The organism is Bacillus sp. NTK034 (genome assembly GCF_017303275.1).
Lineage (GTDB): Bacteria > Bacillota > Bacilli > Bacillales > Cytobacillaceae > Cytobacillus.
This window is the reverse complement of record NZ_JAFKOJ010000001.1, coordinates 608841-625225: the sequence shown is the minus strand read 5'-3', so window position 1 is coordinate 625225 and position 16385 is coordinate 608841. Positions and strand designations below refer to the sequence as shown.

The 16385-nt window shown below is 40.7% G+C and carries 17 protein-coding genes and 1 other annotated feature; of the genes, 1 reads left to right on the top strand and 16 read right to left on the bottom strand.

Features of this window, described 5'->3' with window-relative positions:
- Positions 1–68: 68 nt before the first annotated feature.
- The 12 genes from JI665_RS03270 to spoIIGA all read right to left on the bottom strand — a co-directional run bounded on the left by JI665_RS03270 (position 69) and on the right by spoIIGA (position 10813).
- A complete protein-coding gene (locus tag JI665_RS03270; RefSeq protein ID WP_206836195.1) occupies positions 69–356 on the bottom strand; it encodes a hypothetical protein in 288 nt (95 codons plus the stop codon).
- 461 nt (positions 357–817) lie between these two features.
- A complete protein-coding gene (gene ileS, locus JI665_RS03265) occupies positions 818–3589 on the bottom strand; it encodes an isoleucine--tRNA ligase (protein WP_206836191.1) in 2772 nt (923 codons plus the stop codon).
- Positions 3590–3683: 94 nt separating this feature from the next.
- Positions 3684–3946, bottom strand: a binding site (T-box leader).
- Positions 3947–3997: 51 nt separating this feature from the next.
- Positions 3998–4516, bottom strand: a complete 519-nt coding sequence (locus tag JI665_RS03260) for a DivIVA domain-containing protein (protein WP_206836186.1) — start codon at positions 4514–4516, stop codon at positions 3998–4000.
- A gap of 143 nt (positions 4517–4659) precedes the next feature.
- Positions 4660–5433: an RNA-binding protein gene (locus JI665_RS03255; protein ID WP_206836184.1), complete on the bottom strand. Its 774-nt coding sequence runs from the start codon at positions 5431–5433 to the stop codon at positions 4660–4662.
- 65 nt (positions 5434–5498) lie between these two features.
- On the bottom strand, positions 5499–5762 hold the full coding sequence (locus JI665_RS03250; RefSeq protein WP_009330847.1) for a YggT family protein: 264 nt from the start codon (positions 5760–5762) through the stop codon (positions 5499–5501).
- A gap of 6 nt (positions 5763–5768) precedes the next feature.
- On the bottom strand, positions 5769–6212 hold the full coding sequence (locus JI665_RS03245; RefSeq protein WP_009330849.1) for a cell division protein SepF: 444 nt from the start codon (positions 6210–6212) through the stop codon (positions 5769–5771).
- 4 nt (positions 6213–6216) lie between these two features.
- Entirely contained in the window at positions 6217–6903 is a 687-nt protein-coding gene (locus JI665_RS03240) for a YggS family pyridoxal phosphate-dependent enzyme (RefSeq protein ID WP_206836181.1), read from the bottom strand.
- Complete coding sequence (gene pgeF, locus JI665_RS03235; protein WP_206836179.1) at positions 6904–7731, bottom strand: peptidoglycan editing factor PgeF; 828 nt, start codon at positions 7729–7731, stop codon at positions 6904–6906.
- 69 nt (positions 7732–7800) lie between these two features.
- Positions 7801–8070 (bottom strand): YlmC/YmxH family sporulation protein, encoded by a 270-nt coding sequence (locus JI665_RS03230; RefSeq protein ID WP_206836176.1) that lies wholly within the window; start codon positions 8068–8070, stop codon positions 7801–7803.
- Between the two features lie 93 nt (positions 8071–8163).
- Entirely contained in the window at positions 8164–8943 is a 780-nt protein-coding gene (gene sigG / locus JI665_RS03225; protein WP_026041699.1) for an RNA polymerase sporulation sigma factor SigG, read from the bottom strand.
- A gap of 167 nt (positions 8944–9110) precedes the next feature.
- Positions 9111–9830: an RNA polymerase sporulation sigma factor SigE gene (gene sigE, locus JI665_RS03220; protein ID WP_009330857.1), complete on the bottom strand. Its 720-nt coding sequence runs from the start codon at positions 9828–9830 to the stop codon at positions 9111–9113.
- A gap of 44 nt (positions 9831–9874) precedes the next feature.
- Positions 9875–10813: a sigma-E processing peptidase SpoIIGA gene (gene spoIIGA, locus JI665_RS03215; protein ID WP_206836173.1), complete on the bottom strand. Its 939-nt coding sequence runs from the start codon at positions 10811–10813 to the stop codon at positions 9875–9877.
- A 403-nt stretch (positions 10814–11216) separates the two neighbouring features.
- Here spoIIGA and hmpA point away from each other — a divergent pair, with 403 nt between their 5' ends.
- Complete coding sequence (hmpA, locus tag JI665_RS03210) at positions 11217–12446, top strand: NO-inducible flavohemoprotein (protein ID WP_206836170.1); 1230 nt, start codon at positions 11217–11219, stop codon at positions 12444–12446.
- A gap of 114 nt (positions 12447–12560) precedes the next feature.
- On the opposite strand, the gene ftsZ is transcribed toward hmpA, so the two are convergent.
- From ftsZ to JI665_RS03190, 4 genes are all read right to left on the bottom strand, one after another.
- A complete protein-coding gene (gene ftsZ, locus JI665_RS03205) occupies positions 12561–13706 on the bottom strand; it encodes a cell division protein FtsZ (RefSeq protein WP_206836167.1) in 1146 nt (381 codons plus the stop codon).
- Between the two features lie 150 nt (positions 13707–13856).
- The gene (gene ftsA, locus JI665_RS03200) at positions 13857–15143 is read right to left on the bottom strand and encodes a cell division protein FtsA (RefSeq protein WP_206836165.1); all 1287 of its coding nucleotides are present in this window, start codon (positions 15141–15143) and stop codon (positions 13857–13859) included.
- A gap of 124 nt (positions 15144–15267) precedes the next feature.
- Positions 15268–15636 carry a small basic family protein gene (locus JI665_RS03195; protein ID WP_206836162.1) on the bottom strand — a complete coding sequence of 123 codons (369 nt, stop codon included), beginning with the start codon at positions 15634–15636 and terminating at the stop codon, positions 15268–15270.
- A complete protein-coding gene (locus JI665_RS03190) occupies positions 15636–16367 on the bottom strand; it encodes a DUF881 domain-containing protein (RefSeq protein ID WP_370225072.1) in 732 nt (243 codons plus the stop codon). The genes JI665_RS03195 and JI665_RS03190 overlap by 1 nt, the downstream gene beginning before the upstream one ends.
- Positions 16368–16385 lie beyond the last annotated feature (18 nt).

Here is a 16385-nt window from a genome sequence, read left to right as displayed (position 1 = left end):
CCATATCTCATATCATTACCTTTGCATTTTAGCACAAACTGAATAAAAAACACAGCACACGCCTAAACTCAGTGGAAAATAGATTTTCTGTAGAATTTCCCCAGCCTGCTGCAGTCCTCCATTGTTTTTAAAGTAGGGATCACCTGCAGCAAATCTTGCGGAAGCAGTTCACCTGAAATTTCACATTTGCCAAAACTTCCAGATTCAATTTTGCTGAGTGTTTGTTCAATATCATGCAGCTCTTCCAATAAAATCGGTTTTATCAAAGCGGAACTATTGCCTTCCATTAGCCTTTCCAGTATTTCCTGTCTTGTATTACGGAGTTCTGTATATAGCCCTTCTGCTTTTGCATCCATGCTTTTTCCTCCGTTCTCTGATGTTTACTTTATTATTTTCTCGGAACGGATTTCAGACACGGATAAACTTTTAGCAAACGGCACAACATTTAGTGAAGGTGGAATTATTTATTAAGACTCTTTTCGTATAAATTGTTGTTTTTCGCTTATCAATGTTGTCCGTTGATTTCCGCTCCAGGCTGCTCGCTTTCCGCGGGGCGGCGGTGAGCCTCCTCGACGCTGCGCGCCTGCGAGGTCTCACCTGCCCCGCTACTCCCGCAGGACTTTGAATAAGCATCCTCGAATAAGCACCGCACGAAGGAAATGCTCCAGCATTTTCGAGGATCTCGCACCTTCCGCTACAATCAACTCAGTAAATATAATACAAAAGCAACAAACCTTGCGAATACAGCCTTTATAAAAAGGATTTGAAGAAGTCCAATTAAAAAACAGTCCCCCAATTTTTGAGGGACTGCCAGTATTTAAGCCAAGTGGCTATAATTATTTTTTACAACCTCAGCACAGCGAGGGCAAAGAGTGTCATAGCCTTCTATCTGGCCGACGTCTGGAGTAACTGTCCAGCAGCGATCGCAAGTTTCCCCTTCTGCTTTAGAAACAACTATTGCAGTGTTTTCAAATTTCACAGCATTTTCAGGAGCATCTGACAGGCCGCCTGCTACTTCAAATCCAGAAACGATAAAGATCTGCTGAAGATTTTCCTGAATTGACTCCAGAAGGCTTTTTGCTTGATCGTTTACATAAAGGGTTACTTTTGCAGTCAGAGATTTGCCAATCACCTTTTCATTACGTGCTTCTTCCAATGCTTTAAGAACATCATTGCGAAGCTTCATGAATGCAGTCCACTTTTCTTCCAGCTGCTTTGCGTTCGGAAGCTCTTGATATTCAGGCATATCCGTCAATTGTACACTTACTTCCTTCACATTCGGAATAAAGCTCCAAACTTCATCTGAAGTATGGGAAAGTATAGGTGCAACCAGTTTTGTCAGAGCAATCAGGCTCTTATATAAAACAGTTTGGATAGCACGGCGTTCTGCATTATCTTTCGCTTCAATGTATAGGACATCTTTTGCAAAATCAAGATAGAATGCACTAAGGTCCAATGTACAGAAATTATTTACAGCATGGTAGATGCTGGCAAATTCATAGCGGTCATAAGACTCGCGAACATTCTTGATCAGTTTGTTCAGCTTAACCAGCATAAACTGGTCAACTTCACGCAGGCTTTCAAATGAAACCGAGTCTGTTGCCGGGTTAAAATCATCCAGATTTCCAAGCAAAAACCTGAACGTATTGCGGATCTTTCTATACACTTCTGCAACCTGCTTCAGAATAGCATCAGATACACGGACATCAGCCTGATAATCTACTGAAGCTACCCATAAGCGCAGAATGTCAGCACCAAGCTGGTTCATGACTTTTGCCGGAACCACTACGTTTCCAATGGATTTACTCATTTTTCTTCCTTCACCATCAAGTGTGAACCCGTGGCTCAGCACACCTTTATAAGGTGCTTTTCCTGTCACTGCTACTGCAGTTGAAAGTGAAGAGTTAAACCAGCCTCGGTATTGGTCCGAGCCTTCAAGGTATAAATCTGCAGGACGCTGCAAGTCGTCGCGCTCTAAAAGAACTGCCTGATGGGAAGAACCGGAATCGAACCAAACGTCCATGATATCCGTTTCTTTTGTAAACAAGCCATTCGGGCTTCCCGGATGTGTGAACCCTTCAGGCAGCAGTTCTTTCGCTTCTCTCTCGAACCAGATGTTCGAACCATCCTCACGGAAAAGGTTGGATACATGTTCAATGGTTTCATCTGTGATAATCTCTTCCCCATTTTCCGCATAAAAAACAGGAATTGGCACGCCCCATACACGCTGGCGGGAGATACACCAATCACCGCGGTCCCGGACCATGTTAAATAGTCTTGTCTCTCCCCACGCAGGATACCAATTAGTTTCCTTAACAGCTTCCAAAAGTTCATTGCGGAAATCTTTAATGGATGCAAACCATTGGGCAGTAGCACGGAAAATAACTGGCTTTTTTGTTCTCCAGTCATGCGGATAAGAGTGAGTAATAAAAGTAAGTTTTAATAAAGCCCCAGCTTCCTCAAGTTTTTCAGTAATCGGCTTATTGGCTGCATCATAGAATAAACCTTCAAAGCCAGGTGCTTCACTAGTCATGTTTCCTTTATCATCAACCGGGCATAATACGTCCAACCCGTACTTCATGCCAACATGGAAATCGTCTTCCCCATGGCCAGGAGCAGTATGAACACATCCCGTACCAGCATCAGTTGTAACATGTTCACCCAGCATGACAAGGGAATCACGGCCATAAAGGGGATGTTCGGCAACTACATTCTCAAGCTCTGTCCCTTTTACTGATTGAACAACTTTATAGTCTTCCCATTCAAACTCTTTAGCCACTGAAGCCAGTAAATCTTCAGCAACCATAAACTTTTTGCCGTTTGCCTCAACTACACTATAGGTAAGGTCCGGATGAACTGAAATTCCGAGGTTTGCCGGAATGGTCCAAGGAGTAGTAGTCCAGATAACAATATGTGTATCTTGATCCAATACATTTTTGCCATCTTTTACTTTAAATGCTACATAGATGGACGGTGAACGCTTATCTTTGTATTCAATTTCTGCTTCTGCTAAAGCTGATTCAGATGACGGAGACCAATAAACAGGCTTTTTCCCTTTATAGATATAGCCTTTTTTCGCCATCTCCCCAAATACTTTAATTTGCTGAGCTTCGTACTCCGGCTTCAGAGTGATGTATGGGTTCTCCCAATCACCGCGGACTCCTAAGCGCTTAAATTGGCTGCGCTGGCTGTCAATCTGCTCATATGCGTATTCTTCACAAAGCTTGCGGAACTCAGCAACACTCATTTCTTTACGCTTTACGCCTTTGTTTGTCAAAGCCTGCTCAATTGGGAGACCATGTGTATCCCAGCCAGGAACATATGGAGCATTAAAGCCAGTCATTGACTTAGAGCGTACGATGAAATCCTTTAGGATTTTGTTCAGCGCATGGCCGATGTGGATGTCGCCATTTGCATATGGAGGACCATCATGCAGTACAAACATCGGACGGCCTTTTGTCCGTTCCTGGACCTTTTCATAAATATTCATTTCTTCCCATTTTGCCTGAATTTCAGGTTCGCGCTTTGGAAGATTGCCGCGCATTGGGAATTCTGTTTTTGGCATTAATAAACTATCTTTGTAATCCATTCCTTTGCCTCCTGTTTGTAACTCATTAAATACCATGATAGCCAATGAGAGCTGAGAAAAACCACAGAAAAATACAAAAAACCTTCTCATCCCAAAAAGGGACGAGAAGGTTATATTCTCCCGCGGTACCACCCTTGTAGATGAAATATGATTAAATTTCATCCGCTCAAAGAATTCTTAACGTGAATGATCCGCCTTGGCCTACTGATGGTTGTATGTTCGGCAAGGAACTCAAGGGTGATTTTCCAGCTTTTGCTTATACCCGGGCTTCCACCATCCCCGGCTCGCTTACAGAGTGAGTATCCATTCTGTTCATAAGCTTTGAAAAGTCTGTACTGTCCCTCTCATTGTTGATAAACATCGTATTTTACTTTGTTTTAAAATTATATGCGATATTTCCAGCTTTCGTCAAGCCAGTGATTCTTCTTCTTCTCTTAATGATTTAAGTTCAGTGGAATCCAGCTTATATTCCATTAAATGATCCCAATCATCGTTGTTCAGCATATCCAGCTGTGCTTCAACAAGCATTTTGAAACGTGTCCGGAATACTTTAGACTGTTTCTTTAAATCTTCAATATCCAGCGCGATTTTTCTCGCTTTGGATAGGGATTCGTTCACAATTCTGTCAGCATTCTTTTCAGCTTCTTTAATGATTAGCTTCGCTTCTTTATGGGCATTGCGCTTTACATCCTCTGCTGCTTCCTGTGCAACCACAATCGATTTATTAAGTGTTTCTTCAATTGTGGTAAAGTGGCCTATGCGTTCGTTCGTATCATTAAGCTTTTCTTCAAGTTCTTTTTTTTCCCTGATCAGGATTTCATAGTCTTTGATGATCTGGTCAAGGAATTCGTTTACTTCATCTTCATCATACCCGCGGAATCCTTTGCTGAATTCCTTGTTATGAATATCCAACGGTGTTAATGGCATGTGTGCCACCTCCCAGGTCTGTTGATCTTATGTAATTGGTTTGAGCCTGCTGGTTCATTTTCATTATAGCAGACTCCGTAGTCTTTTGATTATTTATTCGACAGGTTGTTTCAAATTCCTTCAATTTTATAAAAAATAAATTGCTATCTCTGCCTCCCAGCAATAATCCTCCATTTGTCCTTTTTTGTTTTTCCATCTATTTCTATGATTTTGGAACGGCCCTGTCCCCTGACTGATATGATGTCGCTTTGCTGGCATTCAAATGAGGGGTTTTCTATTTGCGTCCAATTGACTTTGACTAGTCCCTGTTGAATATAGAGCTGGGATTTTTGTCTTGAGATGTTGTAGATGGCAGAGATGATTGTGTCCAATCTCAGGGATGAAGAGGTGATGGAGCTTTCTTTCCACACTTCTGCTGATTGGATCGCCTCTGAAAAAGGCTGTTTTTTCAGCGATACGGAAGCCCTGCCAATCGACTGCAGCTGCAGGCTGATGTAATCTTCAATTTCCTGTGCTGCAAAAAACTGGATTCTGTCATCTTCAAAAAGGATATCACCGAACTTCCCTCTTTTTAGCCCCAAAGACATTAGACTTCCCAGGACTTGCGGGTGTTCTATGGTGACAAACTTTATAGGATATACCAGTTCAAACAGCCGAATTTGAAAATCGCTCTCATCGCTTTCATAGTAATCCGGAAATATCAGGGCTCTCCTTCTCTCTGCATCTGGGGTTCCCCCAAATAAAGAAAATAAGATTCCGGAATCCTGTCCAATAACGCTTTTAAGGATTTGCTGCTCCCTTGGATCAAGAAAATCAGTAAGCTTTGGTGCATATGTATTTTCTACAAGATCTTTCCAGTTAAGAACCTGGTCAATAAATTCTTTTTCTTCCGGTCGGAAGTGCTGATAAATGGTCATTTTTAAGTAAACCTCCATTTTAAGCAAATAAAAAAGGGCCATTTTGATAGCCCTGTTTGTAGACCTTATGATATCCAATAAAAAAGCTGCTGTAATCCTCCAGTGGCAAATCGCAAAACTAAGATAGCCACAATTGGAGAAATATCAATCATTCCAAGCGGAGGAATGATTTTGCGGAAAGGCTCAAGGTACGGTTCACAAATCCTTGCAAGAAACTGGCCAAAAGCTGATTCCCTGGCATTAGGGAACCAGGACAGCAGAATATAAATAATCAGTGCCCACGAGTAATAATAAATTGCAGATGACAATATTCCAAATACTAATTCCATTAAATGCTACCACCTCGTATTTTCTAATTCTTGTTCTTTCATCAGCTGAGAGATGTTTCCTGATACCTCAACATTGTCAGGTGTACATAGAAAAATATCAGTTCCAATCTTTTGAATATCTCCGCCAATGGCATAAACGGTTCCGCTTAGGAAGTCAACAATCCGCTTTGCCTGATCTTTTTCTATTCTCTGCAGATTGACAACAACAGCTCTTCTGTTTTTCAGCTGATCCGCAATATCCTGTGCCTCTGCATAGACACGCGGTTCAACAAGAACTACTTTAGAAGATTTCTGCACACTTTGGAGGCTGACGATGTTCTGTTTTTGAACTGGCTGCTGCTTTTGCACCTGCTTCACCGGCTCTCTTTCTTCTTCGATGATTTCCTCTTCCTTATAGTCATATTCATCATCCAGGAAGAAAAATGTTTTAAATTTTGATTTTATACTCATTTTATCAAACCTCCTGACTCTTTTGGCCTACTAAAGCAGTACCAATCCTCACCATTGTGGCACCTTCTTCAATTGCCAGGGAAAAATCATTGGACATGCCCATTGAAAGCTCAGTACAAGGAGCAAAATCAAATCCCAGATCTTTTACCTTTGTTTGCATGTCTTTAAGCTTACGGAAACAGGAACGAAGCAAATCCTCGTCTGATGAAAGAGGTGCCATTGTCATAAGGCCGATGATATTGAGATTTTTATAATCTGCCAGGCATGAAATAAAGTCAGCTACCTCTTCAGGATTTATCCCCTGTTTCGACTCTTCTCCTGAGACATTAACCTGAACAAAACAATTTATCTTTCGATCCGCCCGCTTGTCGATTTCCTTCGCGAGGGAAAGCCTGTCCAGTGAATGGATATAATCCACTTTATCAATTATATTTTTCACTTTGCGCGTTTGCAGCGTACCAATAAAATGCCAGGTTGGCTTGTCCTTTAACACATCCCACTTGGCAAGGAGTCCTTCATCTCTGTTTTCACCTAAATGAACAATACCTGCTTCAAGGGCTTCTTGTGCCCTTTCCGCTGATACGTACTTAGTAACAGCAATGAGGGTAATTTCTTCGGGCTTACGGTTGGCCTTCATGCACGCTTCCTGAATAGCTGACTCAATTTGCTTTAAATTTTCTTCTACTCTCATTTAGCTTCCGTCTTCCTCCTTCCAGCCAATAAAGCTCATCATTCTGCCTGTACTTCCTCTATCTCTTCTGTGGGAGAAAAAATAGTTTTCATGACAGCTTGTGCAATAATCAGTAATCATGATATTTTCATGAGGAATTCCTGCATTTATCAGAATTGTCCGGTTTAGTTCCTTCAAGTCAAGCTGGAATTGATTGTCACTAATTTGATTATATGGCTTTATATCGACATCTTCTAGTATTTTTTGCACTTTTGAAATAACACGATCATCAACTATATAACAATTTCCGCAAATGGAAGGGCCAATTACAGCCTGAACCTCACTTATGTCCATTCCTTCTTTTGCAAATAGCTCAGCCATCTTCCTCCCAATCCCCCCGACAGTACCTTTCCAGCCTGCATGTGCCATACCTATGGCTCCTGTCTTTTCATGCAAAAAGTAAAGCGGCACACAATCCGCATAACAGAGGGTCAGCATGACATCTTTAGAATAAGTGAAAAACCCGTCAGTACCAGAAAAGGAATCCTCGTAAATTAGTGCACCTTTCCCTTTATCATTTCTGGTAACTTTTTTTATACTTATTTCATGAGTTTGTTCAGCACCAACCCACTTTTCATGAGAAAATCCAAGCAAGTCAGCCACATGCTGCCGATTTCGGCTGACTGCTTCATAGCTGTCGTTCACATGCAATCCTACATTAAGCGTTTTGTATTCTTTACGGCTGCATCCGCCATTTTTAGTTGTAAAACCGGCCGTAATATTAGGAAAACGATCCGCCCACTCTTTTATGACAAAATACTCTTCAGTTTTTAAAGAAAATGGTTCCATCAGATTAACCCCATCATATTTTTCTATAGTTTACCACAAGGCAGGCAGTGATGACACCATTAACAACTCCTATGCTTCCTCCTCAATATATTTTGGCTCACTCGCATCCTGATAGCGGACCAGTATGACATCTTCACCAATTTTTATAATATTTTTCCACGGTATGACAATATCAGCATCTCTCCCAAAAAAACCCAACACCTTCCCCGCTCCTCCGATTATGACGGCTTCAATTTTCCCTGTATTTATATTAATATCTATATCCCCAATATTTCCAAGCTTTTTGCCGTCAGCTACATTTACAACATCCTTCATTTGAAATTCAGATATTTTCACCATCGACACTTCACTCCCAATTTATGTTCTTATTCAATATATGTTTGCCCCTATAGGAAAAATGTTTGTAAAAATAAAAAGCAGCCAAATTGGCTGCTAGCTTTGAATATTTTTATTCATTTGTTTGATTGCCGCTTTTTCAAGCCGTGAGACTTGAGCCTGGGAAATGCCGATTTCCTCGGCCACTTCCATTTGAGTTTTGCCCTGGAAGAAGCGTTTTCTAAGAATCAGTTTTTCCCGTTCATTCAGTCTTCTCATTCCCTCTTTTAGCGCTATCTCTTCAATCCATTGAATATCTTTGTTCCGTTCATCGCTCAGCTGATCCATCACATAGATCGGATCCCCGCCATCATTATAAATCGGTTCAAATAAGGAGACAGGATCCTGAATCGCATCCAATGCAAAAACGATTTCTTCATGAGGCACATCCAGCTCTTTTGCTATTTCTTCCGCTGTAGGCTCTCTTGATGTTTTGCTCATTAAGCGTTCTCTTACTTGCAGAGCTTTATAAGCAATGTCCCTTAATGAACGCGATACGCGGATCGGGTTATTATCACGCAGATACCTGCGTATTTCCCCAATGATCATCGGAACTGCATAGGTGGAAAACTTAACGTTTTGACTTAGATCAAAATTATCAATAGATTTCATTAGACCGATACAGCCGACCTGGAAAAGGTCATCAACAAATTCGCCTCTATTATTAAAACGCTGAATCACACTTAATACGAGACGCAAATTGCCGTTGACGAGTTTTTCCCGTGCGGTAATATCCCCCTTATGCATTTGCTTGAAGAGCTCTCTCATTTCTTCGTTTTTTAAAACTGGAAGCTTTGAAGTATCAACACCGCAAATTTCTACTTTATTTCGAGTCAATCCATTTCCCTCCTCAAAGGAGCTGCTGTACAAAAAACAGTATCTCCTTGGAAAGGAAAAATATGCACCGGCAAATTCAACTGCCGGATGGGGAATCGGTCAAAGCATCATAAACACTAGGTTTTCTCCTTGCAAAATTTTGTAAAAAAATTATTCCTGTTTAAATTCTAAACCATCTTATTAAATTCTTTTTTTAGTCTTTTTATTATTCGTTTTTCCAGACGAGAAATATAGGACTGGGAAATACCCAGCATATCTGCCACGTCCTTCTGAGTTTTTTCTTCACCCGATCCGAGGCCAAATCTAAGTTCCATTATTTGTTTTTCCCGATCTGAAAGCTGATGCAATGCCTTTAACAGCAGCTTTTTATCAACATTTGCTTCGAGATCTTTTGTGATAATGTCATCCTCAGTGCCAAGCACATCGGATAGAAGCAGTTCATTGCCATCCCAATCGATATTTAAAGGTTCATCAAAGGAAACTTCAGAACGGATTTTATTATTCCTTCTTAAATACATTAGTATTTCATTCTCGATACAGCGGGATGCATATGTAGCCAGCTTGATTTTTTTCTCTGGATTAAACGTATTTACAGCTTTAATAAGCCCAATGGTTCCAATGCTGATTAAGTCCTCTATATTGATGCCAGTATTTTCAAACTTTCTGGCGATATATACAACAAGACGCAGATTTCTTTCAATTAATATGGATCTTGCAGCTTTATCTCCTTTTGGAAGCTTAATCAGAAGCATTTCTTCTTCTTCCTTACTGAGTGGAGGAGGTAGTGCTTCGCTGCCGCCTATATAATATACTTCATCTGTTTTAATCCCCAGCTTAATCAATAATTTATACCAATAGTAGGATAAGCGAAGTTTTAACTTTTTCATGATTTGTCCTCCTTCTAAATTATGTTTTTGCAGAGTATAGTATATTAACTTACCTTTGCATCCGGCTTCATTGTACTTGTACCTGTAAGCATCTTAGGGTGAACGATGCACTGAAACGCATCGTCGGCAGAAAGCTGCTGCATGGAAAAGGAAACTAATCCACGCTCCACTTCTATTATTTCATTCTCTTTTTCAAGGAAAATGCAGTCAGGCTTAAATCCTATAATCAATTGGTGTTCTTGTCCAACAACCTTACATGGAATGACCCTCATTTTATGCTCCCAATCTCCGCCAATTGAATCATTGCCCATGATGATATCTTCTGGCTGCCCTGCCATTTTAATAATTTCAGGCGGGAACTCGTCAAGCCTGTCTTTAATGGATATAAACATCACCGGCATTTTCGATATGGGATCATATAACTGGTTGCCGCTGTCAATCAGGCCTTTGAAACGGTATTCTGTTTCATTGATGACAACACGCACCTTAATTAGTGAGTCATACTGAATTTTTGTCATCTCAATTCCTTCAACGTTTCTTTTTGAGAAATGCCAGGCAAGAGGAAACCCAAGAAGAACAAACAGCCAGCTGATTGGATCACCAAAGCCTTTAACACTGGCCAGCATGACGGATGAAGAAAGCTGAAAATCAAAATTAACAAAATAATGAATGCCTATTAAGGAGCCTCCAACTAAAAAAGTAGCAAAATAAAAAGTCATGAGCCCTTTTAGAAAGTAGCGCAAACGCTTAAAGCCAAAAACAGCCAATACCATTGCAACCGAGAATAATAATTTAGTGACCGGATGGCCTGAATATTCATTAAATGGTGTAAATACTAATAAAATGATGATTGATCCTATTAAGCCGCCTGCAAAAATCCTCCAAAGCCTGATTTCTCTTTTTAGTATTATGGCTGTTAAATAAAGGAGAAGGCTGTCAAACATAAAATTTAACGCCCAGATAATATCCAAATAGACCGTCAATTATCTTCCCCCTTTAGTAGAAAAGTGCAACCGCCTTGCCCACCGCCGACAAGTGACCTTGAGGGGGCAGGCGCTGGAGCTAGACTGTTATCAAAGATAAAGTTATTCTTTTGGTTTCCTCTTCAAATTCAGCATTTGATAGATTGACTTTAAGGTTAAATTCTCTCGTATATTAAAAGTGTTATGATTCTGTTAGAAAAAAGTATAGCGCATTTCAGTAAAGGAAGTGTGTCGCTTTCTGTATGCAAAAAGATAGAAATTTTCCCTATTCCCAACGGATTTTGTCATTAAATTTCTTTTTTTTGCTCCTTCATTTTTTCGCTGGGTGTGATTTATATCACATTTTTTGTTTTCTATATCAACTATAATGACAGTGAAAATAATAAGAAGGAGTTTTGCTGTTATGCTGGACACAAAAACAATTGAAATTATTAAAAGTACTGTACCTGTACTTGAAAAACATGGCGAAGATATAACGAAAACCTTTTATAAGTTAATGTTTACAAATCACCCTGAACTGCTGAACATCTTTAATCATGCTAATCAAAAACAGGGCCGTCAGCAAAAAGCTCTGGCAAACTCAATATATGCTGCTGCAAAATATATCGATAACCTGGAAGCTATTCTCCCGGTTGTCACACAAATTGCTCATAAGCACCGATCTTTAGGCATTAAGCCTGAACATTATCCGATTGTTGGAGAACATTTAATTCTTGCAATCAAGGAAGTGCTAAAAGAAGCTGCTACCGAAGAAATTATTGATGCCTGGATGAAAGCATATGGTGTGATTGCGGATGCATTCATCGGATTAGAAAGGAGCCTTTATGTTGATGCCGCAGAGAAGCCAGGAGGCTGGGATGACTTCAGAACATTTACTGTTGCAAAAAAGGAGAAAGAAAGTGATGTAATTACTTCCTTCTATTTTACACCTGAAGATGGAGGAAATATTTCCAGCTACCTTCCGGGCCAGTACATTAGTGTGAAATTAACAATTCCAGGAGAAGAATATACACATATCCGCCAATATAGCCTATCCGACTCTCCGGAAAAATCTTATTACCGAATTTCTGTAAAGAAAGAAGAAGGTAATTCTGAAAAGCCGGACGGAAAGGTTTCCAGCTATCTTCACAATGACCTGAAAGAAGGCGACCGTATAGAGATCAGTGCTCCTGCTGGAGAATTCGTTCTGGATAAAATGGATAGTCCTGTTGTTCTGCTTAGCGGCGGGGTAGGCATTACACCAATGCACAGCATGCTGTGTCATCTTGATGCAACAGGAGTAAAGCATGAAACAATTTTTGTTCATTCTGCACTCAACGGGAAAGTACATGCATTTTCAGAGGAAGTACAGGAAATTGAAAAAAAGAATCCATTGGTAAAGACATATTTCTGTTATGAAAGTCCAACAGAAGAGGATAAAGTCGAAAAAATCTACAGCAAGGATGGTTATATTACTTCAGAATGGATAAACATGATAGTGCCTAATAAAGATAGTATGGTTTATATGTGCGGGCCAGTTCCTTTTATGCAGGCAATGTACGAGGCATTGCTTGAGGCAGGCTTCCAGAAGGAAAATATCCGCTACGAATTCTTTGGGCCTTCTATGCAATTAAAGGAAACTCAGACTGTATAAATATAAATAAGCATGGCCCAAATTTTGAGCCATGCTTATTTATGTAAAAACCTGATGAAAATTGTAAAAAACCCTTGGAATCGAGTTGATTCCAAGGGTTTTTTACATCAAATATTATCTTCTGCGGTTGCGGTTGCGGAGGAACGTCGGGATATCCAAAGTTTCTTCAGGCTGTTGAGATTGGCTGCTTCTCACAGGTTCTTGCGGAGCTTCCTCTCTCTTTTGCTCACGCTTCATAGGAGCTCCCATGCCTGGAGAAGATTTAGGCTGTCCGAAAGTTGGCCTTAATGGCTTAGGCTGGATCACTTCTTCATTAAATCCAGTCGCAATGACCGTTACAACAATCTCATCTTTAAGGTTTTCATTAATAACGGAACCGAAGATCATATTCACATCCTGATCTGAAGCAGAAGCAACAATGTCAGCTGCTTCCTGTACTTCATACAGGCTTAGATTTGAGCCGCCAGTGATATTCATTAAGACGCCTTGTGCACCATCAATTGATGTTTCAAGCAAAGGTGATGAAATCGCCTTTTTCGCAGCTTCTGCTGCACGGTTTTCTCCTGCAGCGACACCAATACCCATAAGTGCAGAACCTTTATTGGACATGATTGTCTTTACATCTGCAAAGTCGAGGTTAATTAATCCCGGAACAGCAATCAAGTCGGAAATACCCTGAACACCCTGGCGCAGAACGTTATCCGCTTCACGGAATGCTTCAAGCATCGGAGTGCTTTTATCCACGATTTCCAATAGCCTGTCATTAGGAATGACGATCAGTGTATCAACCGCTTCCTTCATAGCAGCAATACCGCCGGCTGCCTGAGTGGATCGCTTACGGCCTTCAAAAGTGAATGGGCGCGTAACAACACCAACAGTCAGAGCTCCTAAATCTCGTGCAATCTGGGCGATTACTGGAGCCGCCCCTGTTCCAGTTCCTCCTCCCATTCCAGCTGTGACGAAGACCATATCCGCACCCTTCAATGCTTCTTCTACCTGCTCTTTACTTTCTTCTGCAGCTTTTTTACCTACCTCTGGGTTGGCACCAGCTCCTAGTCCCCTTGTAAGTTTGCCTCCGATTTGCATTTTCACTTCTGCTTTTGATAAATTCAGCGCCTGAGCATCCGTGTTAACAGCAATAAACTCAACGCCTTGAACACCATGCTCAATCATTCTGTTTACTGCATTGTTACCGCCGCCTCCAACGCCGATGACTTTTATAGTTGCTAATGAATCCAAATTTGTATCAAATTCCAACATGACTAATCCTCCTAATTCGTCGATATTCCTAAGAACACCTTTTTTGATTCGCTTTTTTATTCGCACTCCCAAAATGGTTTTTCAGTGCTTTTTTCTATCCGCCGAATGGCTTTTGATTCCGTTTCCCTAACCCTTGCGAATCAAATCAAGTTATTCGAAAAAGTATCCGAGGAACTTTTTAACTCTTGATGTGATTTTTTCTTCCGGCTGTTTTTCCGGCTTTGTTTTCGGTTGCGGTTGCGGTTTTTGCACTCGTTTTTCTTTTGCTTCAGGGACAGTCACTGGCTGTTCCATTTTTCTGCCCTGTATTTTAGCATTTTTATACGCGAACTTAATCAATCCAACAGCAGTCGTATACTGCGGCTCCCTCACGCCAATATAATCAGGAATTGCGATGCGGACTCTATTTTGGAAAACATCCTGTGCCAGTTCAAGGATTCCCTGTGTATTCGCTACGCCTCCAGATAATACATAGCCCCCTGGAAGATCTTTTGCTCCAAGACGTTTCACTTCGTGCTGGATAAGATCAAAAATCTCTTCCATGCGTGCTTCTATAATATCTGATATTTCCAGCTGATTAAATTGCTGGTGCTGATCGCTTCCGATGATGGGAACACTGAATACCTCATCTTCAGATGCATGGTCATAAAACGCATAGCCATACTTTGTTTTGATTTTTTCTGCATCTTCTGTAGATGTGCGGAGTCCGATGGATAAGTCTTTCGTGATATGGTCTCCCCCTACAGGTAGAACACTGGCTGCCTTTAAAGACCCATTTTCAAATATGGCAATGGTTGTGGAGCCGCCGCCAATATCAACAAGTGCAACTCCTAGACTTTTCTCATCCTTTGATAAAGCGAATGCACCTGCTGCCAGTGGCTGAAGTGTAATATCCATGATTTCAAGGCCAGCGCGTTCAACACAGCGCAGGGTGTTATGTAAAATCGTTTTCGATCCTGTAATAATGGTGCCTTCCATTTCCAGCCGCACACCAATCATTCCGCGGGGATCACTGATCTCGTCCAATCCGTCAACGATAAACTGTTTTGGAATGACATCAATGATGTCTCTTTCCGGCGGGATTGATACAACTTGTGCCGCGTCTATAACTCTAGCAACATCTTCGTCTGTAATTTCCCTATTTTCACTCGAGACTGCAACAACACCATGGGATGGCTGAAGCATAACATGATTGCCGGTAATTCCTACAATCACATTTTTTATCTCCATTCCTATCATTCTCTCAGCCTGTTCGATTGCCTTTTTAATAGAATGAACGGTTTCGTCTATATCAACAATGGACCCCTTGCGTAACCCTTCTGAATGTACATTGCCAACACCAATAATATTTAAAGAGTCATTGACCATTTCCCCAATGATTACTTTTACACTGGATGTACCGATGTCAAGACTAACATATATTTCATTGCTGTTCATTCTCTGGCACCTCCTTTTTTTTACAATTACGATTATTGAACAACAATCATTTTTTTGCTGTTGCGTGATTTAATAAGTTAGTTTATCTATAAAATTATTCGTCAAAACTAATATTTTCCCTTTTTTAAATATCATTTTTTTCTGTTTTTTCTCTGTTTTGGGACCATTTTGCGATTAAAATTCTTCTGATGACGGCAATATTTTGGAATAGTCTGACCCCAAAAGCAAATACTGCTGCTAAGTACAAGTCTACACCAAGATGGACACCCAGAAAAGCTAAACTTGCTGCAAGCAGGATGTTAAAAAAGAAACCGGAAACGAAAACTTTTTCATCATAAATATTTTGAAGCTGTGCCCTGATCCCGCCGAATAGAGTATCCAATGCCGCAAGAACAGCAATGGAAAGATAATTCGAGTATTCATCCGGCACTTTTATTTCTGTCATAAGTCCTAGTATCACACCTATGATCAATCCTAATACGGGAAGCCACATTATGATTTGCCTCCTTCTTCAGGTTTCACAGGCTCCATATATCTGATTCTCAATGCCTCGTCATATGAAGGAATCGTGATAGGCTCTGCAGATTTTTCCACCTTTACCCGCAAATTATCAATGAAAAATTCTTCAGCAGAATTTGATACTTGCATGCGATTAAAAAGCTTCTCCGCAGATTGGACATTCTCAGTTATTACTTTCACTTCAATAGGCAGGCGATTTAAGGCATAACCGTCTATCATGGTTTCTCTGTTAATATCCCTTATGACAGTAGTGTTGATGATCCTTCTTCCTCCAATGGAAATGTGCTGGGCATCATACATATTTAACTCGTTGACAAGGCGCTTGAGCAAATCCGGGGAAACAGAATCAGCCTGCTTGCCCAGAAGAAGCTCCTCATGTACCGGTTCAATGCTTATGATTATGCCTGGTCCCGTCACTTCACTTAATCCGGCTTCCATTTTTAGTTCCTCCAGCGTATCGCGAAGCACCTGCTCTTTGCTTTGTTTGCGCTTTGTTTCATATTGGGCAATTTTTTCTTCATTTGAACTGATTTCACGCAAAAGTTTTAATTGCAGTTCCTTTTCCTTAAGGATATCAGCTCTAAGCTGCCAGGTATCCCTTGTATCACGTACAGCCGGTTCCTTAACTGTTTGAAACTGTATGGCAATCATAAAGCCAATTACAACTGTTATAAAGGTAAAGCTGAATTTCTTATTGCTGTCCACTTTCATTCCACCTTGCTT

Coding starts and splice junctions, on each gene's coding strand:
- JI665_RS03270 (WP_206836195.1), bottom strand. CDS start 356: ATGGATGCAAAAGCAGAAGGGCTATATACAGAACTCCGTAATACAAGA.
- ileS (WP_206836191.1), bottom strand. CDS start 3,589: ATGGATTACAAAGATAGTTTATTAATGCCAAAAACAGAATTCCCAATG.
- JI665_RS03260 (WP_206836186.1), bottom strand. CDS start 4,516: ATGCCATTAACACCGTTGGATATTCATAACAAGGAATTCAGCAAAGGA.
- JI665_RS03255 (WP_206836184.1), bottom strand. CDS start 5,433: ATGACCATTTATCAGCACTTCCGACCGGAAGAAAAAGAATTTATTGAC.
- JI665_RS03250 (WP_009330847.1), bottom strand. CDS start 5,762: ATGGAATTAGTATTTGGAATATTGTCATCTGCAATTTATTATTACTCG.
- JI665_RS03245 (WP_009330849.1), bottom strand. CDS start 6,212: ATGAGTATAAAATCAAAATTTAAAACATTTTTCTTCCTGGATGATGAA.
- JI665_RS03240 (WP_206836181.1), bottom strand. CDS start 6,903: ATGAGAGTAGAAGAAAATTTAAAGCAAATTGAGTCAGCTATTCAGGAA.
- pgeF (WP_206836179.1), bottom strand. CDS start 7,731: ATGGAACCATTTTCTTTAAAAACTGAAGAGTATTTTGTCATAAAAGAG.
- JI665_RS03230 (WP_206836176.1), bottom strand. CDS start 8,070: ATGGTGAAAATATCTGAATTTCAAATGAAGGATGTTGTAAATGTAGCT.
- sigE (WP_009330857.1), bottom strand. CDS start 9,830: ATGAAAAAGTTAAAACTTCGCTTATCCTACTATTGGTATAAATTATTG.
- hmpA (WP_206836170.1), top strand. CDS start 11,217: ATGCTGGACACAAAAACAATTGAAATTATTAAAAGTACTGTACCTGTA.
- ftsZ (WP_206836167.1), bottom strand. CDS start 13,706: ATGTTGGAATTTGATACAAATTTGGATTCATTAGCAACTATAAAAGTC.
- ftsA (WP_206836165.1), bottom strand. CDS start 15,143: ATGAACAGCAATGAAATATATGTTAGTCTTGACATCGGTACATCCAGT.
- JI665_RS03195 (WP_206836162.1), bottom strand. CDS start 15,636: ATGTGGCTTCCCGTATTAGGATTGATCATAGGTGTGATACTAGGACTT.